This window comes from Massilia pseudoviolaceinigra (genome assembly GCF_030846505.1).
GTDB classification, from domain to species: domain Bacteria; phylum Pseudomonadota; class Gammaproteobacteria; order Burkholderiales; family Burkholderiaceae_D; genus Telluria_A; species Telluria_A violaceinigra.
Window position 1 is genome coordinate 1 of the sequence record NZ_JAVCWL010000046.1, and the last position, 14,723, is coordinate 14,723.

The following is a 14,723-nucleotide window of genomic DNA, read 5'->3' on the forward strand; positions in this document are numbered from 1 at the left end:
AGTGTGTGCTTGATAAAGAATCCGTCGGTTGAATAAGGACGCACGGGCGTGACGTCGCCTCCGGTCCGGAGCATCAGCAACTGATCGCCCTCACGCCAGAAAGTGCGTTGCTCCGAGGCGTTGACGGTGTATACGCCGACGTACGCGTCGAGCACACCCACATCCAGGTGGATCTCCTCGAAATCCACAAGCGGCTCACCGAGCGCAATCGCACCGATTTTATGAGCGATATATTACGGATCCACGATGCCGAAGTCCGCGTTGCTGAGAACGGCCACGAACAGCCGATCTTCCGGCAGGCGCAGCGCGAGCTCTGAAAGCCATTGATGCCGCCGCTGTGGGCCAGCAGCCGGCGTTGCTGTAGCGCGCCGATTTCCCATCCATAGCCGTACGCGCACGTGTTACCGTCCACCAGCCGGTAGGGCGTGAATGCGCGGGTCCAGTTCGCTGGGCTGATGAGCGTGCCGCTGGCGATCGCACGCTCCCAGCGCGCCAGGTCGTCCACGTTCGAGACCAGTGCCCCGGCCGCGTTGACCTGGCTGGCGTAAAGCTATTTCGACACTGACCGTCACTGAGCTGCAAATGAACCTGCATTTATAGGCGCCGACCTGCATTCCAGAGCCGCCAACCGGTAATAACTGCAACTGACACATTGGCGACGCTGGGATGGCTGTAGGGGTCTATGAGTCAAACATGCGCGTATGGACAAGATATGATTCGGCGAGTTCTGACATCCAATCAGCCTTTGATCCCAGGACGCTACATTTCCCACTGCAGTTTGAACGTCAGGGTCTTGTCGAGCACATCCGGATTGCGGGTGCGGTCGGCCGACCAGGCAAGTGACATGGAGCGGCCATGTTGCCACAGGTGACGGTATAACAACGAACGGTGCAGCTGGCGGTCTGCGTAGGCATCGATCCCCGCGCTGGCGTCGAGCCGGCGTGCGTAAGCCATGTTCTGCGCCAGGAGGCGCAGCGAGTCGCGCGGGCTGAAGTGAAGCATGGCCAGCCACCGCCATCCAGTGTCGGCAAAAGCGGCACGGCCGTCGCCAGCGTCAACCCAAGTGCGGCTGAGGCGATGATCAAGCTCAGTGGCCCAGCCAAAGGGCAAGGCGAAGCGAAGCTTGAGTATGCCCAGCAGTTCGCCGCCGTGGCCGACTCGGTCAGCCTCCACGTCGAGCCTGCGTCCCAGCACCATTTCGCCGCCCACTTGCGAGATCCAGGCGACCGGTTTGGTTTCGAAACCAGCGTGCAGAGCGGGGATATCGTGCACCTTACCGTCGCGCTTTCCGCGCAGGCGATCAAACCCGTACTCCGCCCACAGCCGGGTCTGGCGCGGCCCAAACATCCACACACCCGGATGGATCGCACTCGATATCGTCTCGCCACCGCGCTGGCCATTGACCGCGTGGGAAAGTGTGACGACCTTGTGCAGCCGCACATAGGCTTCCGATTCATACATTTTGATGCCGATGTCGTGTTCGCCCAGGCGCTTGGCCAGGTTGAGTTTGGCCTCGGCAATGCCGGCCTGCGGCACGAAGCCGTTATCGTTAACGAATCCCGGCGAGATGGCTTGCAATTCTAAATCGTTGATCCAGTCGTCGGAATTGTGCTTGAACTGGGTCCACAGATAACTGCCGCGCCGCGCAGGCGCCAATGTGGCGCCTGCGTCGCTAAAGCCGGCCGTGGTCCGCGAGTGCATGGCAACCCAGGCGGCCTGGTTACCACTGCCAAGGTCACGCTGGCCGTCCATCCCCGCCACCACATTGCTGCCGGCAGCGCCATAGTCGCGCATCGAGGCAAAAGCGCCGACCACGCCGCTGTCTTGGTGCCAGCGCATGCGCGTGAAACTGGCCAGTGTCTCGTGGCGCTGAACATGAGCGGCAGTTTCATAGGTGCCCCCTCGCAGAACGACGCCGCCTTCGCGGTCGCGCAGGCTCATCGCCGTGGCATCCGCGCCGGCCGAGCGCCAAGTCGCGCGCAGGCCCCAGGCCGGATCGGCCACCGTCCGCGAATAGAATGGCGCCAGCGGCAGCCCGAGCACATCGGCGCTCTCAAGGAAGAAGCCGCGCTTTTCCGGCAGACTCAATGCAATGCGGCTGGCACCGCTGACCGGTTCATCGATCTCGACCTGCGAAAAATCGGGATTGAGCGTGGCGTTGAGCACCCAGTCGGCGCGTGGCCGGGCGTTCACTTCCACACCCAGGCTGGGTCCCTTGCCGCTGCGCACAGTCAGCTCTGGGCGCACGTCCACAAAGCGGCGGTCACGCACCGCTGCAACAGTCCGGTCCATCCCCGCGATCGGCGCCATGTCGGCCATGTAGTTGCTGCCTCCAGTTTTCAAGGGCACGCTCAGCAGCAATCTGCTCCCGTCGTGCGGCACGCTGCGTTCGATCATTACGCGCCAGGGCTTGCCGTCACGGTAAGGAAAGCGCAGGCTCGACAGCGGCCAGCGTACTTCCATGCTGTAGCCGTCGGGCAGGACCTTGACTGCGGCATCGATCGGGTAATCGGGCCCCAAGTCGTCGTCGGCATTACGGCGGCTGATGCCGTCGGTGAGCACGCCGGCGATGTTGACCCGTACAAACTGCGCTGACTGTCCTTGTCCCGTTGGGTCGATCCAAATACCGATGAAGTCTTGATCGGTGCCCACCTTGTCGCGCCGCCCCAGTGAACCTTGCATACGCGCAGCCTGGTTGTCCCAGGCGCGGATGCCAAAAACGAGAGCGTGTTCATCAACCAGCAGCTTTACGCTGGTGCGCAGGTGGTCGGGCGCCTTGACGCCGTTGCTCGGTTCATACTCAAGAAAGTGCTCAAGGGCCGGCGCGTCAGTCCACTGCCATTCGCCAAGCGCGCCGTCGATAATGACGGCTGGCGTTGCGCCGTTGGGTGTCGCGGTGAGTGATTGCGCGTGGAGCGTCCCGCCGAAAAGCGCGGCGGCCGCGAAGGTAACAAAGGGTACGAACATGCTGGCGACTTATAGGGCGGAGCCACATTCTACATAAAACCTTGCAAAAGATGCAAGTGAACTTCGTTGGCGCGTAGAATGAATGTTATAGCCGGTATTTTGAGGCGGATAGGGAAAACGGAAAAAATCGGGCGCTAAGCTCAATTTGTTCGATCATATCCCAGCAAACCTACCCGCACGCCCAGTTGCACATACCCTGAGTCCATACTGTGAACAGCTTGCCGGGCTCGGCTCCGTACTTGGGGTTGATGTGGCCCGTGCTCTCGGCTCGGCCGCCCGCGCGCAAGCGCTGGCCGTCCGACGACGACGTTGTGCCGTCACCCCAGTGCGCGGCGAAGGCGTGCTTGAACTGGGCGTTGACCAGTTCAGCCAGGCCGGCCGAATAGGTTTCGTCCCGGATGTCCCAGGCCTGCAACCACGAGAGCTTCGCCTAAGTGGCGCCGGGACTCGATTCCGCCATCTTGGTCAGGCCGAGGTTGATGGCGTCGACCAGGATAGCGGACATGAGGAAAGTCCGGTCCTTGGCCTGCTCCCCGCTCTTGAGATGGACAAAGTGGCGCGTGAAACCGGTCCAGTCGTCCACGTCCATCAGCAGTTCGGTGATCTTGATCCGAGGAAGCATGCCGCCGGCGAAGTCAATCAGCGCCTGGGCCTCATCCGGCACCACGGCGTCCTGGGGGGCTGATCCTCAGTCCTGTCTCAGTAATGATCGCATCGGGCAGTTCGTTCGTCAGCGCGAGCCGGTTGACGATGGCCAGCTGCTGTTCGAGCAAGTGGAGGCGGTCGTGCAGGTACTGGTCGCAGTCCTAGTGACGGCGATCGGCAACTCGCGCGCCGTTTTCATGGCCCCGAATTTTTCCGTGGGTAGCAGGTATTCCTCGACGTCGCGGAATTGGCGCGAACCCTGCACCCGGATGTCGCCGGCTCTGGTGCACATCTGCGGCTGGGCTAAATGACGAGCTTTGTTCCGCATGCGTAACCGTCAGAGCAAGAGCGACCTGTTCAAGGGCCGACACTTCGAGCAAGAAATCATCGTCCTGTGCGTGCGCTGGTACCTGCGCTACAAACTTTCCTATCGCGACCTGGTCGAGATGATGGCTGAGCGAGGCCTGTCGGTTGCCCACTCGACCATTCTGCGCTGGGTACGACGTTACACGCCTGAATTTGACAAGCGCTGGGGCCGCTTTTCTACTCAAGCAGACACATCCTGGCGCGTTGACGAGACCTACGTCAAAATTCCCGGTCAGTGGGCTTATCTCTACAGGGCGGTCGACTCGGCAGGCAAGACGGTTGATCTCCGGCTTAGCCCTCGGCGCAACGTGGCCTCGGCAAAGGCATTCTTTCGTAAGGCCGTACGCTCTCAGGCTCGCTCGCCGTTATCGATCACACTCGACGGTTATGCTGCTTCCCATCGAGCCGTTCGTGAACTTCAACAGCAAGGAAGGCTTGCCGAGTCGACGAAACTTCGCTCGTCGAAATACCTTAACAATCTGATCGAGCGTAAGCGATCCACGAACCCCAGTTGAGCAGTCGGCTAGCGCGACGCTACGTTCAGGGACACGTGCCCGATGCGGTTGACGATATTCATGGCGGCTAGCATGACGTACTTGTCGCTCTCCTCGGGCCGCACCTTCGCTAGCCACTGCCTCATCTCGCTTGTCACATAGGCGAGCAGATGCGGTTCTGGGTGGCCGTGGGAGTACTGGGCCAGCGACTGACCGGCGAGTGTTGGTCCCAGGCCGTCAGCGAAGTTGACTGTCGCGCTAAAGCGCGCGGCTTGCTTATCCAGTTCGTCCTCGGTGATGCGCGGCCATTCGATGCCGGACTCTCGCATCGCCAAGAAGCAGACGAACAGGCGCTCGAGCAAGAATGCCATTTTTTCGAACGAGACGCCGAATCTCGTCAAGACGAGGAAGGAGTTTCTGCCTCGTCTTTCAGCAGCAGGAGCGACGCATCAGTCTGCTCGCCTCGCCAGGTGCCGCGCAGCCCCCAGTGCGGGTCGCCGATAGTGCGTGAGTAGAACGCAGGCAGGGTCAGGCCCAGCACATCGGCACTTTCCAGAAAGTAGCGCCGTTTTTCCGGAAGGGCTTGTGCCAGTGCCAGATTGCCGCTGGCTTGCGGGGCATCGACCTCGATCTGGGCAAAATCGGGGTTCAGCGTCGCATTGAAGATCCAGTCCGCCCGTGGCGGCCACCATCCTTCGGCACCAAGGTTGCCTTCGCGGCTCTGACTACCAAGTTGGTTTATGCTACGGCCAGTCCATTCGACGATGGCCTGGTACTCGCTCTGGCGGCGGTGCTTGTTCACCACTTCGGTCATTCCTTCGAGTGGTAAGCTAGCGTTGAGAAAATTGAATGCGTTGTCGTCGGCCTCGCCGCTGACCAGCAACAAGTCGTCAGCACCGGGAATGCCACGTGCCAGTGCAATCTGCCACGGCATGCTGCTGTCGAAGGAGTAGCGCAGGGCGGCAAGTGGCCAGCGGATTTCCATGCTGTAGCCGTCATCGAGCAGGGTGACGCCAATCTGTACCGGATAGTCCGGCCCTAGGTCTTCCTCGTCTTCCGCGCCGAAATAGATGCCATCGCGGACCACGCCAGCTAGGCTGGACTTCACGAACCTAGCCGATTCGCGGCGACCGTTCGGATCCACCCAGATGCCTATCATGTCTTGATCGCGCCGGACTGCATCTCGTCGCGACAACATGACCCGGGGAGGCTCCTTGTCCCAGGCTCGGATTCCGATTACCAGCGCGTGGCCATCGACAATCACCTGGGCTTCGGTCCGCAGATGGTCCGGCACCGCACCGCCGGCTTCGGGAGAGAGTGGCGAAAAGCGGCTGTGACGAGCGGCCATATGCCAAGCCGGCTCGTCGAGCCGACCGTCGACGGCGATGGGCTGATCAACCGCGGCAAGCGTGTATGCCTTGAACGCCACAGCGTGCGACGAAGCAGGAAGAAGGGCCGACAGAACAAGCCAGTATGGCTTGCGTAGGCTACTGCCTGCATGCATGAGTGAACGAACTGACAGAAATGGCTTCATAGCATAGTAGGAATAACAGACGCCTGCATTCTACCTGCCTCAATTTTTAAAACAGGAGCAGGAAGGCAGGTCCCGCCAGGCCAGGCAGCTTGCTTCGCTCACTGCCCCCGCCTTGTCGGATCAGTAGGCGTAAAAGCCCCTGCCGACCTTGCGCCCTAGATGGCCGGCGTCGACCATGTTCCGCATCAGCGGGCAGACGCGGTATTTTGAGTCCTGAAACAGCTGGTACAGTACGTCGAGGGAGTTGACCACGGTGTCAATACCGATCAGATCGGCGGTTTCGAGCGGGCCCATCTTGTGGCCGAAGCATTCCTTGAAAATCGTGTCGACGTCGGCAGGCTTGGCGATACTATCCTGGATGGTAAAAGCCGCTTCGTTCATGAACAAATGGGAAATGCGGTTGGAAACGAAGCCGGGGCCATCCTTTACCACCACCGACTTCTTGCCTAGTACCGTCAGCATCTCCAGACAGCGGTCGCGGGTCTGGTCGGAGGTATTGAGGCCGACGATCACCTCCACCGTATGTTTCATGTGAACGGGGTTCATGAAATGCACACCAATCACCTGCGCCGGCCGGCTATGGAAAGAGCCAAGCTTGGTAATGGGAATACAGGAGGTGTTGGCCGCCAGCACGGCGTCGGCCGCAACGAACTCGGCCATGCGCTGGTAGAGCGCCTGCTTGAGTTCGACATTCTCGGGGATGTTTTCGACCACGAAGTCGCAATCTCCGATCGACTCCAGATCGGTCGTCCAGACGATGCGGCGCAATATGTCTTGCGGCTGTTTACCCTTGGCCAGCGGGCTGAACAGGGGTGCGTAGCTAGCGGTTTCCTCGATGCGGGCCCTGCTTTGTGCACAGGATGGCTCATCCTTCTCGACCACGACTACATCTTGGTCGTGCAGAGCGCAGTCAAAGGCCAGACTTGAACCGATATTGCCGCCGCCAACTACGGCGATTTTTAGTTGTGACATGACGTTTCCTTATTCTTGGGGACAGCCGCGGCTGATTCGGCCGGATGTGGCCGTGAAGAGTTACTCGGCGGACTCAGACAGGACCGCATCCCACTTTCCAAACAGGGTCAGCCCTGCCCCCTTGGCGAGCGCGACGGATGCCGCATTGTCGAGTTGGCAGCGGTATTGCGGTTCATAGCCCTGTGCGTAGGCATGACGGCTAATCGCGCGGATGACGCGGCGCGCATGACCCTTGCTCCGGAACGGTGGCAGCGTCAGGACGCCGACATCGGCAATCTTCTGGTCATCCCAAGGATACATGCTCGCGGCACAAACCAGCCGATCCTGCTCGAACGAACCAAACACGACCCAGTGATCGAGCTCGACATAGGCATTGTCAAGATCCTGCTCCGACGCATTGGACTGGAACTCGGCAAACATCGCGTCGTCAGTCGCGCTGAGTTGCCGCAGGTCGTCCGGCAGAGGTTCCTGCAGCAGAGCCTGCCGCTCCGCCTCAGTGAAGTGGAAAACATAGTCGGCACCATGTAACCGAACATTGGTGTCTTGCAGCTTCTGGCGTAACATCGCCTCGGTCAAGTCCTGCTGGTGGTACAGTCCCAGCTTGTCTGCCAGCGCAGGGGTTAGCACCACCATCGCCTTGCCGTCCGTAGTTTCCAGCAGCATCAACTGCCGGCCGGCTTCCATATCTGGATTGGCCGCCACGATCAGCGTGTCGCTGCGGTAAAGGATGTCGCCAGCGAGGAAAGACTCCTGCCAGAACGATTCGATGGTTTTAGAAAATTGAGACATGTGTTTCTACTCGACTTGGTTGAGAAAACTTGGTTGAGAAAATGGACTGTAAAAAAGTGATGGCCGGTAAAATTTTAGGCCATCTATCCGGAAAAGACTGGCTCCTGCCGGGCAAGTTTGTGCGCCCGTTCCTCGAGCCAAGGGATGAATTCTGGGCTAGAGAACAGGTAAAAATGCCCGCCCGGAAAGAGCCTCTGCGTGACTAACGCGGCAAACACTCGCTCCCAGTCCGCCAGCCGCGAAACGGGAACCCGGCTGTCGCCGTCGCCGCCCACCACATGTGCGGCAAGCGGCAGGATGGGCTTGGGCAGGCGGCAAAGCGCCGCCAATAAGGCTAGGTCATTGCGCATGACGCCGATCACATACTGTCTGAGTTCGGCATCGGCCAGCACCTCGGCTGGCGTGCCTTCGTACTGTTGGAGCAGGTGCAGGATCTCAGCATTTGACATCGGCATGCTAGGCGCGCCGCCCTTAGCGTCAGGGCCGACAAACGACCGGGCCGACAGGATGAGGCCCAGCACCATCTGCGGCGATTCGCGTTGCAACCGGTCTGCGAGCTGGTAAGCCAGCTCGGCACCCAAACTATGGCCAAACAGCAGCAAGGGCTTGTCACGGCCCAGTCCAAGGTGACGGATAGCTGCCACAATGCCGGACAGCGTCAGCTCCGGGTCTGCCTGCAGCGGTTCTAGAAGGCGCGATCCGCGGCCCGCCAGCTCCAGACAAAAGGGCTCGATCGACGCCGACAGCTGGTTGCCGATCTGCAGATAGGGATAACTGGAACCGCCGGCATGGTGCAGAAAGAGTAGCTGGACGGCTGCGCCCGGCCTTCTCTGCGCAAGGGACAAAATTGGATCAGGCAAGGTGCACCTCCCTGTTGGCATCGGCCACAACCGAGTTCGGATCGGCACGGTAGATCTCGGCAAATTCCGAGACGGCGGAAATCGGCGCGCTGGCAATCCAGCCCGAACCACGCTCCGCCTTGTAGCGGAAATAGTCCTGAAACTCCAGATTGGTCACGAAATTGAAGGTCAGGGAAATGCTGGGTGACAAGGTGTGGACCTCATGAGCCAACCCACGTGGAATCAGGAGGATTTCCCCTGGCGCCAGATCGAACCGCCATATGCGGTCTGCCGAGTCCGCGCCACTGCCCGCGAAGTCCTCTGCATCGCTGCCTTCAGCCGCGCTTCTTGCCGCGCCTTCGAGCGAAGGCGAGAAGATCCACCCGGCCTTCTTGCCCGCAATCTGGCAAAGGACGGCATTGCTGCGCATGCCGTCGGCATGCAGACGGGTGCAGGCTCCCGGCGCGGAGAAATACAGCCCCCAGTCCTGGCACATTCGTTCGTTCGGACGCAGGCTGCCTAGTTGTACCCAAGGGATCCGGTAACCGCCTGCCGGCAGGAAGTACGGTCGGCCCCAGTGCTCGCGGATGCGCTGGAACGCCACAAAGCTGAATGACTGTGTTTTCACGTGATGGCCAAAGCCCCAGGTGAAAAGCAAATGCTTGAAATACGAGTCGTAGGTATAGCGCAAGTAATCCAGGTCTTTGTTCAACTGCCCCAGCTCCACCGGAGACCGCGCGGCGATCTCGGCCAAGTAGCTGTCCAGCCGGGCCTGCGCGCCCGGCCGAAACCCCGCGTCCTGCAGCTGCACGGTCATGCCGCCGAATTCGCGTCGGAAGTAGTCGAAACTCCAGAGCTGGCGTGCTGGCCAGTCGCGTAGGCCATCGGTAACGATCACGGGTCGTTGCTGCATCAGATAGCGCTCGAGAAAATCAGCACTCGACATATCCTTCACACGCTCGACAACGCCGTAATCGGCTGCCCGCAGGCGCGCCAGCGCCTCGGCCTTGCCTATCCGCGGGGCCGGCTTCCTTTTGCGCCGGTAGATGCTCACTTCCTCGAACGCCCATAGCCCAACATCTCCAAGGGCGTTCCAAGCCTTGCTCAAGAAACTCATGGCGTATTCTTTCTCATTAAAAATCGAATTCCTTATCCACATCTTCCAGGGCCATGACAGGCGGCGCCTGTGTGGTCTGCGGGTTCAAGCTCGGCAGCAGATGACCAAGCTCGATGTCGGGGTCGGCCAGCACTGCTTCGATCAGGATGAAGAAGTAATCGAATGTGGAGGCGATGACCGCCTTGCTGAACAGGTTTTCGCGGTACTGGATCAAGCAATCGAAGCTATCGCTCGTTTCGGATACTTCCATCAACAGATCGAACTTGGCGGTATCGGCAGCCAGCTCGAGTCGAGAGAAACCGTCGTCACGAGCGGCCTCGGCTGCGCCGTTCAGGCTGAACGGCAGGTAGCCGAATACCACGTCGAACAGCGGATGCCGTCCATGCCGGTTCTGGCAGTACGGGTCGCTGCGCAGCGTGTCCAGCAGATCGTTCAGCGCACAGCGCTGGTAAGGCATGCTCTCCTCCCACTGGGCCTGCAGGTCGAGCAAATAATCCGCCGTTGGGAAGTCGGGGTCCGGCTCCACCTTCATCGCCAGCATGTTGACCAGATAGCCCACCAGCGATAGCTCCTCGGGCTGGCTGCGACCGGTGACTGGAACGCCGAAGAGCACGGCATCGGTCCGGCCGATCTTGGTTATCAGCGCGCCAAATGCGCCGAGGAAGAAAATAAAGGGAGAAATGCCCTGCGAATCGCACAGACGCCGAATCGCCTCGCTCATGGCAGCCGGAACGGGTCGGACCACGGTAACGCCCCGATGGCTGCCAGCCTCGATGCTGCTGGCCGCGCCTTCCGTGATTGGCAGCTCCAGTGGCTTGGGCAGCGGCAGCAAGTTGGCCAACCAGTAGGCTTTGTCCTTGCGCGCCTGCTTCGCGCTTTCGGACACCTGCTGCCGGTGCCGGTAGGCGGCAAAGTTGTACTCCAACGGCGGCAGCTGAGCGCCTTCGAGCAGACGTTGAAAATCGTGCGCCAGGATGCTAAGCGACACGGCGTCGCAAACGATGTGGTGGACGACGATCAGCACTTGGTGGGGTTGCCCGGCCCCGGCCGACTCCAGCAGCATGGCGCGGATTGGCAGCGCCGTGCGCAGGTCGAACGGCATGGCAGCGAATTGCTCCAGGTGGGCAAGGTTTTCCGCCTGCGTCGATGCGGCAAACGCCACGCTAAGATCGATCTCGGCATCGGGCTGAGGCAACATCATGAGCTTCGCATCCTGGTGTTCGAACAGGCACTTCAGGACCAGATGCCGGTCAGCGACCTGCCGGATGGCGGCGGCAATGGCAGCCGCACTGTATCTGGTGGGACACTGGAAAGCCACCGGCATGTTATAGCTGGCATCCCGGAACGTGGTCTGGTGGATGTACAAGCGTTCCTGATCCGAACTGGCGACGATGGGCACGGCGGGATCGATATCGGGCAAAACCGAGCGCGAAGGCGCCTGTTCGGCCTGCAGGCATTGGCGCTCCACCTCACGAATAGTCGGTTGCGCGAAAAACTCCTGGATGGCGATGCGCTTGCCTAGTTTCTTGTAGATTTTCTCCGCCATGACGATGGTTTTCAGGCTGTCGCCGCCAAGCTCCATGTAATGGTCATCCACGCCGATGCCGTCCACACCCAGGATCGCACTCCAGATAGCGGCAAGCTCGCGTTGCATTGGGGTGCTAGGTTCCCGATAGGCAGCGCCCACGGCCGACGGTCGGGATTTCAGCTTGATGGCGGCTGCCGTTTGACTGCGTGCGCAAGCCGGCGCACGCCGGCCACCCCAGGCATACAGCCGGCCCGCGAATCCGCCCGCCGAGAAAATCTTTTGGCTCTCGCCATCGTATTCGCGCAGGCTCTTCTCGAACAAGGCGGGAAATGCAACACCGGTGAAGGCAACCTCGTTGGCCCCCCAGGCGTGGGAATCGCCCTGCGGCCGCTCTTCGAAATGCACGGTTTCCCAGTTCACCACCACCCAGCGCGTCCCGCCCGGACGCCGGTTCCTGCATTGGCCCCAACCATCCAAGAACAGGTTGGCCGCCGCGTACGGCGCATGGGCAATGCCACCGAAGAAGGTGGACATCGACGAGGTGACAAAGCAATACTCGACTGGAACTTCATCAAACACTTGGGCCAGGATCTGGGCAGCCAGTGCCTTGGGGCGGAGTTGGGCCTGATAATGACCGGCTTCGAGGCTGGCCAGTGGCGAGAACGAATCGCCATCGGTCACCCCGGCAGCGTGAATCACGGCGAAGATATCGCCCAGCCGCTCGCGGATCGCCGCGAACAGCGTCACCCCATCTGCTGCCGAAGTCAGCCCAAATGGGAAAACCTCGACTGCCGCGGCCCCCGCCGCCAGCAAGGTGTCGCGCAGTTCCTGCATTGCGGGCGAATCGGCCGGCTGGCGACTGACGAGCGCCAGCCGTGCCTGGAAGCGCCGTGCCAAGACCAGGGCCATTGCCTTGGCCATGCGGCCGCCGGCGCCGGTAATGACGAAGGTCTTGCCTACAAACCGGTCGGCGTCGAGCACTTCATTCTCCGCCGCATCAGGGCTGCGGAAGTCTTCGACGAACAGGCCTTCCTCGGTCAGTTTGAGCGGTCCCGGTAGTGGTGCGCGCAGCAGACCGGCAAGAGCTGCTTGCGTCATTGTCGAACCGGCGTCGTCGATACCAAGGAAGGCGCAGCGGATGCCGGGGATCTCCTGTGGGGCAACCAGGGCCAGCGCCTTGAGTGCCGCCACGGTGAAGACTGCACCGGCCTGGCTGCTTGCCTCTCCGGTCATGCGGCTTTGCGGCGCCAGGAGGTAGAGATGGGTCGACGCGAAACCGGAAAAATCGATCATCGCCAAGGTCTTGCCCAGCTCGGCCAGGAGGTGCAGCGAATCGTCTGCCAGCAGGAACGCCTCGGCCGGAAAGGCCAGCGCCACGACCAGCGGCCGGTCCGGCTGCGCATCGGCAGTGAGCATGCTCAAGGCGGAACGCAGCGCGGTCGGGCACCGCAGGTCCAGACTCCTCGTCTCGACTTGGCGCCCGGCCAGGCCATCGGCCAGCGTGGACAGGGATGAATCGGCCAGCAGCACGGCACGGACAGCCGATGCTGTGGCGGCAGCCGGAACCCGAACCGGCCGCCAGAACGGCAATAACAGCCCTGCCTCGTTCTTCGACCGGTTGCGCTCTTCCGGCGCTGCGAGAAGATTGGCGATCTGCACCCACGTCTTGTCGGAAATATGGCTGGCGCCATGCGCCTCCCGCTCGAACGGGTATGCCGGCACGTCCATCAGCGGCGGCCCGACATACTCTTCGAGCGCGCTGGCAGGCAGGTCGCGCTGCTTGCCACCCAGCCAGCCGGCAACGGCTTCCAGCTTGTCCGGCGAGCTCGATTCCAATGCCGGGCGCAAAAACGCCAACGCATTGCCCTCTTCGTCCTGTGCCAGATAGCGTTTGATTTCCTGCAGCAAGGCCGATCGCGAATCGGCCGCCAACAGCAGGCGGCAGGGAAGGCTACGCCGTCTGGCCAGCGTATGCGCCAAGGCTTGCAGGTCCAGCACGTCTTGCGTCACCAGCCACTGCGCCATCGTTTCTAACAGTCGGGTTAGCGCCGCCGGGTTGCGGGCGGAGAACGGGAACAGCCGCAGTGCCGGAGCGGCGCTGGTTGCTGCCGGCGCCTGTTCGTTGGCCGGCAGGTATTGCTGCAACACGACATGGGCATTGGTGCCACCGATGCCGAAGCTGCTGACGCCGCCTTGGCGTGGCTTGCCGGCGCGGCCAGTCCAGGGCTGGGCGCAAGTGTTGATGTAAAACGGCGATCGTTCGAATTCCAGCTGTGGATTGGGTCGCTGGAAATGAAGGGTCGGTGGAATCACGCCGTACCGCAGTGCCATCACCATCTTGATGAAGCCGGCCACCCCGGCAGCGGCATCCAGGTGGCCAATATTGCCCTTGACCGCGCCGAGCGCGCAGCGGTTAGGCCTTACGGCATCGGCAACGCCGTTGGCATTGAAGACTTCGTGCAGCGCCATGAACTCGATGCTGTCGCCTAGCGCAGTAGCGGTGCCGTGACATTCGATGACATCGAGGTCGGCCGCCTCGACTTCCGCCAGTCCCAGTGCGCTGCGAATCACATCGGCCTGGCCTTTCACGCTGGGTGCGGTGTAGCCGACCTTGCGGGCGCCGTCGTTGTTGATGGCCGAGCTCTTGAGAATGGCCCAGATCGAGTCGCCATCGGCAATCGCATCGCCGGCACGCCGCAACACCACGGCGCCCAGGCCGCTGCCGAACACGCTTCCGCTGGCTTCGGCGTCGAACGCACGGGTCTTGCCGTCGCGTGAGAACAGCATGCCGTCCTGGTAGGTATGACCGTTCTGCTGAGGCAGCAGCAGGCTGACTCCACCGGCAACGGCGAATTCGCATTCACCGTTCAAGAGGCTTTGCACCGCTTGGTGAATGCTCACGAGACTGGTCGAGCATGCTGTCTGCATCGTGAAGCTCGGCCCCTGTAATCCCAGCTTCCACGAGATCAGCGTGCTCATTGCATCCTTGTTCGACAGCTGGGATGCCAGAAAGCCACCCACATTGTCGACCTGCTCGGACAGCATGGCCTGCATTGTCCACTGCACCGTGCTGCGTGCTCCCAGGAAGAGCCCGATGTTGCGCCCCCGTCGGTCGGGATCCACTCCCGCGTTCTCGAGCGCATGCCATACGCACTCCAGCATCAGGCGGGTCTGTGGGTCCATCACCGCGGCTTCGGCCTGGCTGTAACCGAAGAACTCGGCGTCGAAATACTCGGCTCCCTGCAACACGCCGTTAACCGGTACGAAATTCTTGTTGCGGATCTTGTCGGGATCGTGGCCGGCCGCCAATAGTTCCTCTTCCGAAAAACGCGACACACTGTCCACGCCCGTCAGCAAATTGCGCCAGAATGCCTGACAGTTTTCGGCGCCAGGAAAGCGGCCAGCGAGGCCGATCACGGCGATGTCGAGATCTTCTCTGATTACTGCGCTCATAGTTGTGTTTCCCCTTGTT

Annotated in this window: 10 protein-coding genes and 3 pseudogenes; 3 read left to right on the plus strand and 10 right to left on the minus strand. The window is 61.2% G+C overall.

The genetic code is table 11. The features are described 5' to 3' along the window. Window positions 1-167: 167 nt before the first annotated feature. Window positions 168-317 (plus strand): hypothetical protein, encoded by a 150-nt coding sequence (locus tag RBA40_RS30460; RefSeq protein WP_306652381.1) that lies wholly within the window; start codon window positions 168-170, stop codon window positions 315-317. 26 nt (window positions 318-343) lie between these two features. Here the strand turns inward: RBA40_RS30460 and RBA40_RS33640 are convergent. After that, window positions 344-475 (minus strand): annotated as a pseudogene (locus RBA40_RS33640) (hypothetical protein); the annotation flags it as partial. Here RBA40_RS33640 and RBA40_RS30465 point away from each other — a divergent pair. After that, window positions 426-548: a hypothetical protein gene (locus tag RBA40_RS30465; protein WP_306652383.1), complete on the plus strand. Its 123-nt coding sequence runs from the start codon at window positions 426-428 to the stop codon at window positions 546-548. The pseudogene RBA40_RS33640 and the gene RBA40_RS30465 overlap by 50 nt on opposite strands. Window positions 549-759: 211 nt before the next feature. On the opposite strand, the gene RBA40_RS30470 is transcribed toward RBA40_RS30465, so the two are convergent. Then, window positions 760-2,967 carry a DOMON domain-containing protein gene (locus RBA40_RS30470; RefSeq protein ID WP_306652385.1) on the minus strand — a complete coding sequence of 736 codons (2,208 nt, stop codon included), beginning with the start codon at window positions 2,965-2,967 and terminating at the stop codon, window positions 760-762. A 211-nt stretch (window positions 2,968-3,178) separates the two neighbouring features. Beyond that, a pseudogene (locus RBA40_RS30475) lies at window positions 3,179-3,895 on the minus strand (Tn3 family transposase); the annotation flags it as partial. Between the two features lie 43 nt (window positions 3,896-3,938). Here RBA40_RS30475 and RBA40_RS30480 point away from each other — a divergent pair. After that, window positions 3,939-4,469: pseudogene (locus tag RBA40_RS30480) on the plus strand (IS6 family transposase); the annotation flags it as partial. A 32-nt stretch (window positions 4,470-4,501) separates the two neighbouring features. On the opposite strand, the gene RBA40_RS30485 reads toward RBA40_RS30480, so the two are convergent. From RBA40_RS30485 to RBA40_RS30515, 7 genes are all read right to left on the minus strand, one after another. After that, on the minus strand, window positions 4,502-4,843 hold the full coding sequence (locus RBA40_RS30485; protein WP_306652387.1) for a hypothetical protein: 342 nt from the start codon (window positions 4,841-4,843) through the stop codon (window positions 4,502-4,504). Between the two features lie 26 nt (window positions 4,844-4,869). Further along, complete coding sequence (locus RBA40_RS30490; RefSeq protein ID WP_306652388.1) at window positions 4,870-6,006, minus strand: DOMON domain-containing protein; 1,137 nt, start codon at window positions 6,004-6,006, stop codon at window positions 4,870-4,872. Between the two features lie 120 nt (window positions 6,007-6,126). After that, entirely contained in the window at window positions 6,127-6,978 is an 852-nt protein-coding gene (locus RBA40_RS30495; RefSeq protein WP_306652390.1) for a 3-hydroxyacyl-CoA dehydrogenase family protein, read from the minus strand. Between the two features lie 60 nt (window positions 6,979-7,038). After that, window positions 7,039-7,767 (minus strand): GNAT family N-acetyltransferase, encoded by a 729-nt coding sequence (locus RBA40_RS30500; RefSeq protein WP_306652392.1) that lies wholly within the window; start codon window positions 7,765-7,767, stop codon window positions 7,039-7,041. Window positions 7,768-7,850: 83 nt separating this feature from the next. Next, window positions 7,851-8,627 carry a thioesterase II family protein gene (locus tag RBA40_RS30505; RefSeq protein WP_306652394.1) on the minus strand — a complete coding sequence of 259 codons (777 nt, stop codon included), beginning with the start codon at window positions 8,625-8,627 and terminating at the stop codon, window positions 7,851-7,853. Next, a complete protein-coding gene (locus tag RBA40_RS30510; RefSeq protein WP_306652396.1) occupies window positions 8,620-9,723 on the minus strand; it encodes a cupin-like domain-containing protein in 1,104 nt (367 codons plus the stop codon). Before RBA40_RS30510 ends, RBA40_RS30505 begins: the two co-directional genes overlap by 8 nt. A gap of 16 nt (window positions 9,724-9,739) precedes the next feature. Continuing rightward, a complete protein-coding gene (locus RBA40_RS30515) occupies window positions 9,740-14,704 on the minus strand; it encodes a beta-ketoacyl synthase N-terminal-like domain-containing protein (protein WP_306652398.1) in 4,965 nt (1,654 codons plus the stop codon). Between the last annotated feature and the right edge of the window lie 19 nt (window positions 14,705-14,723).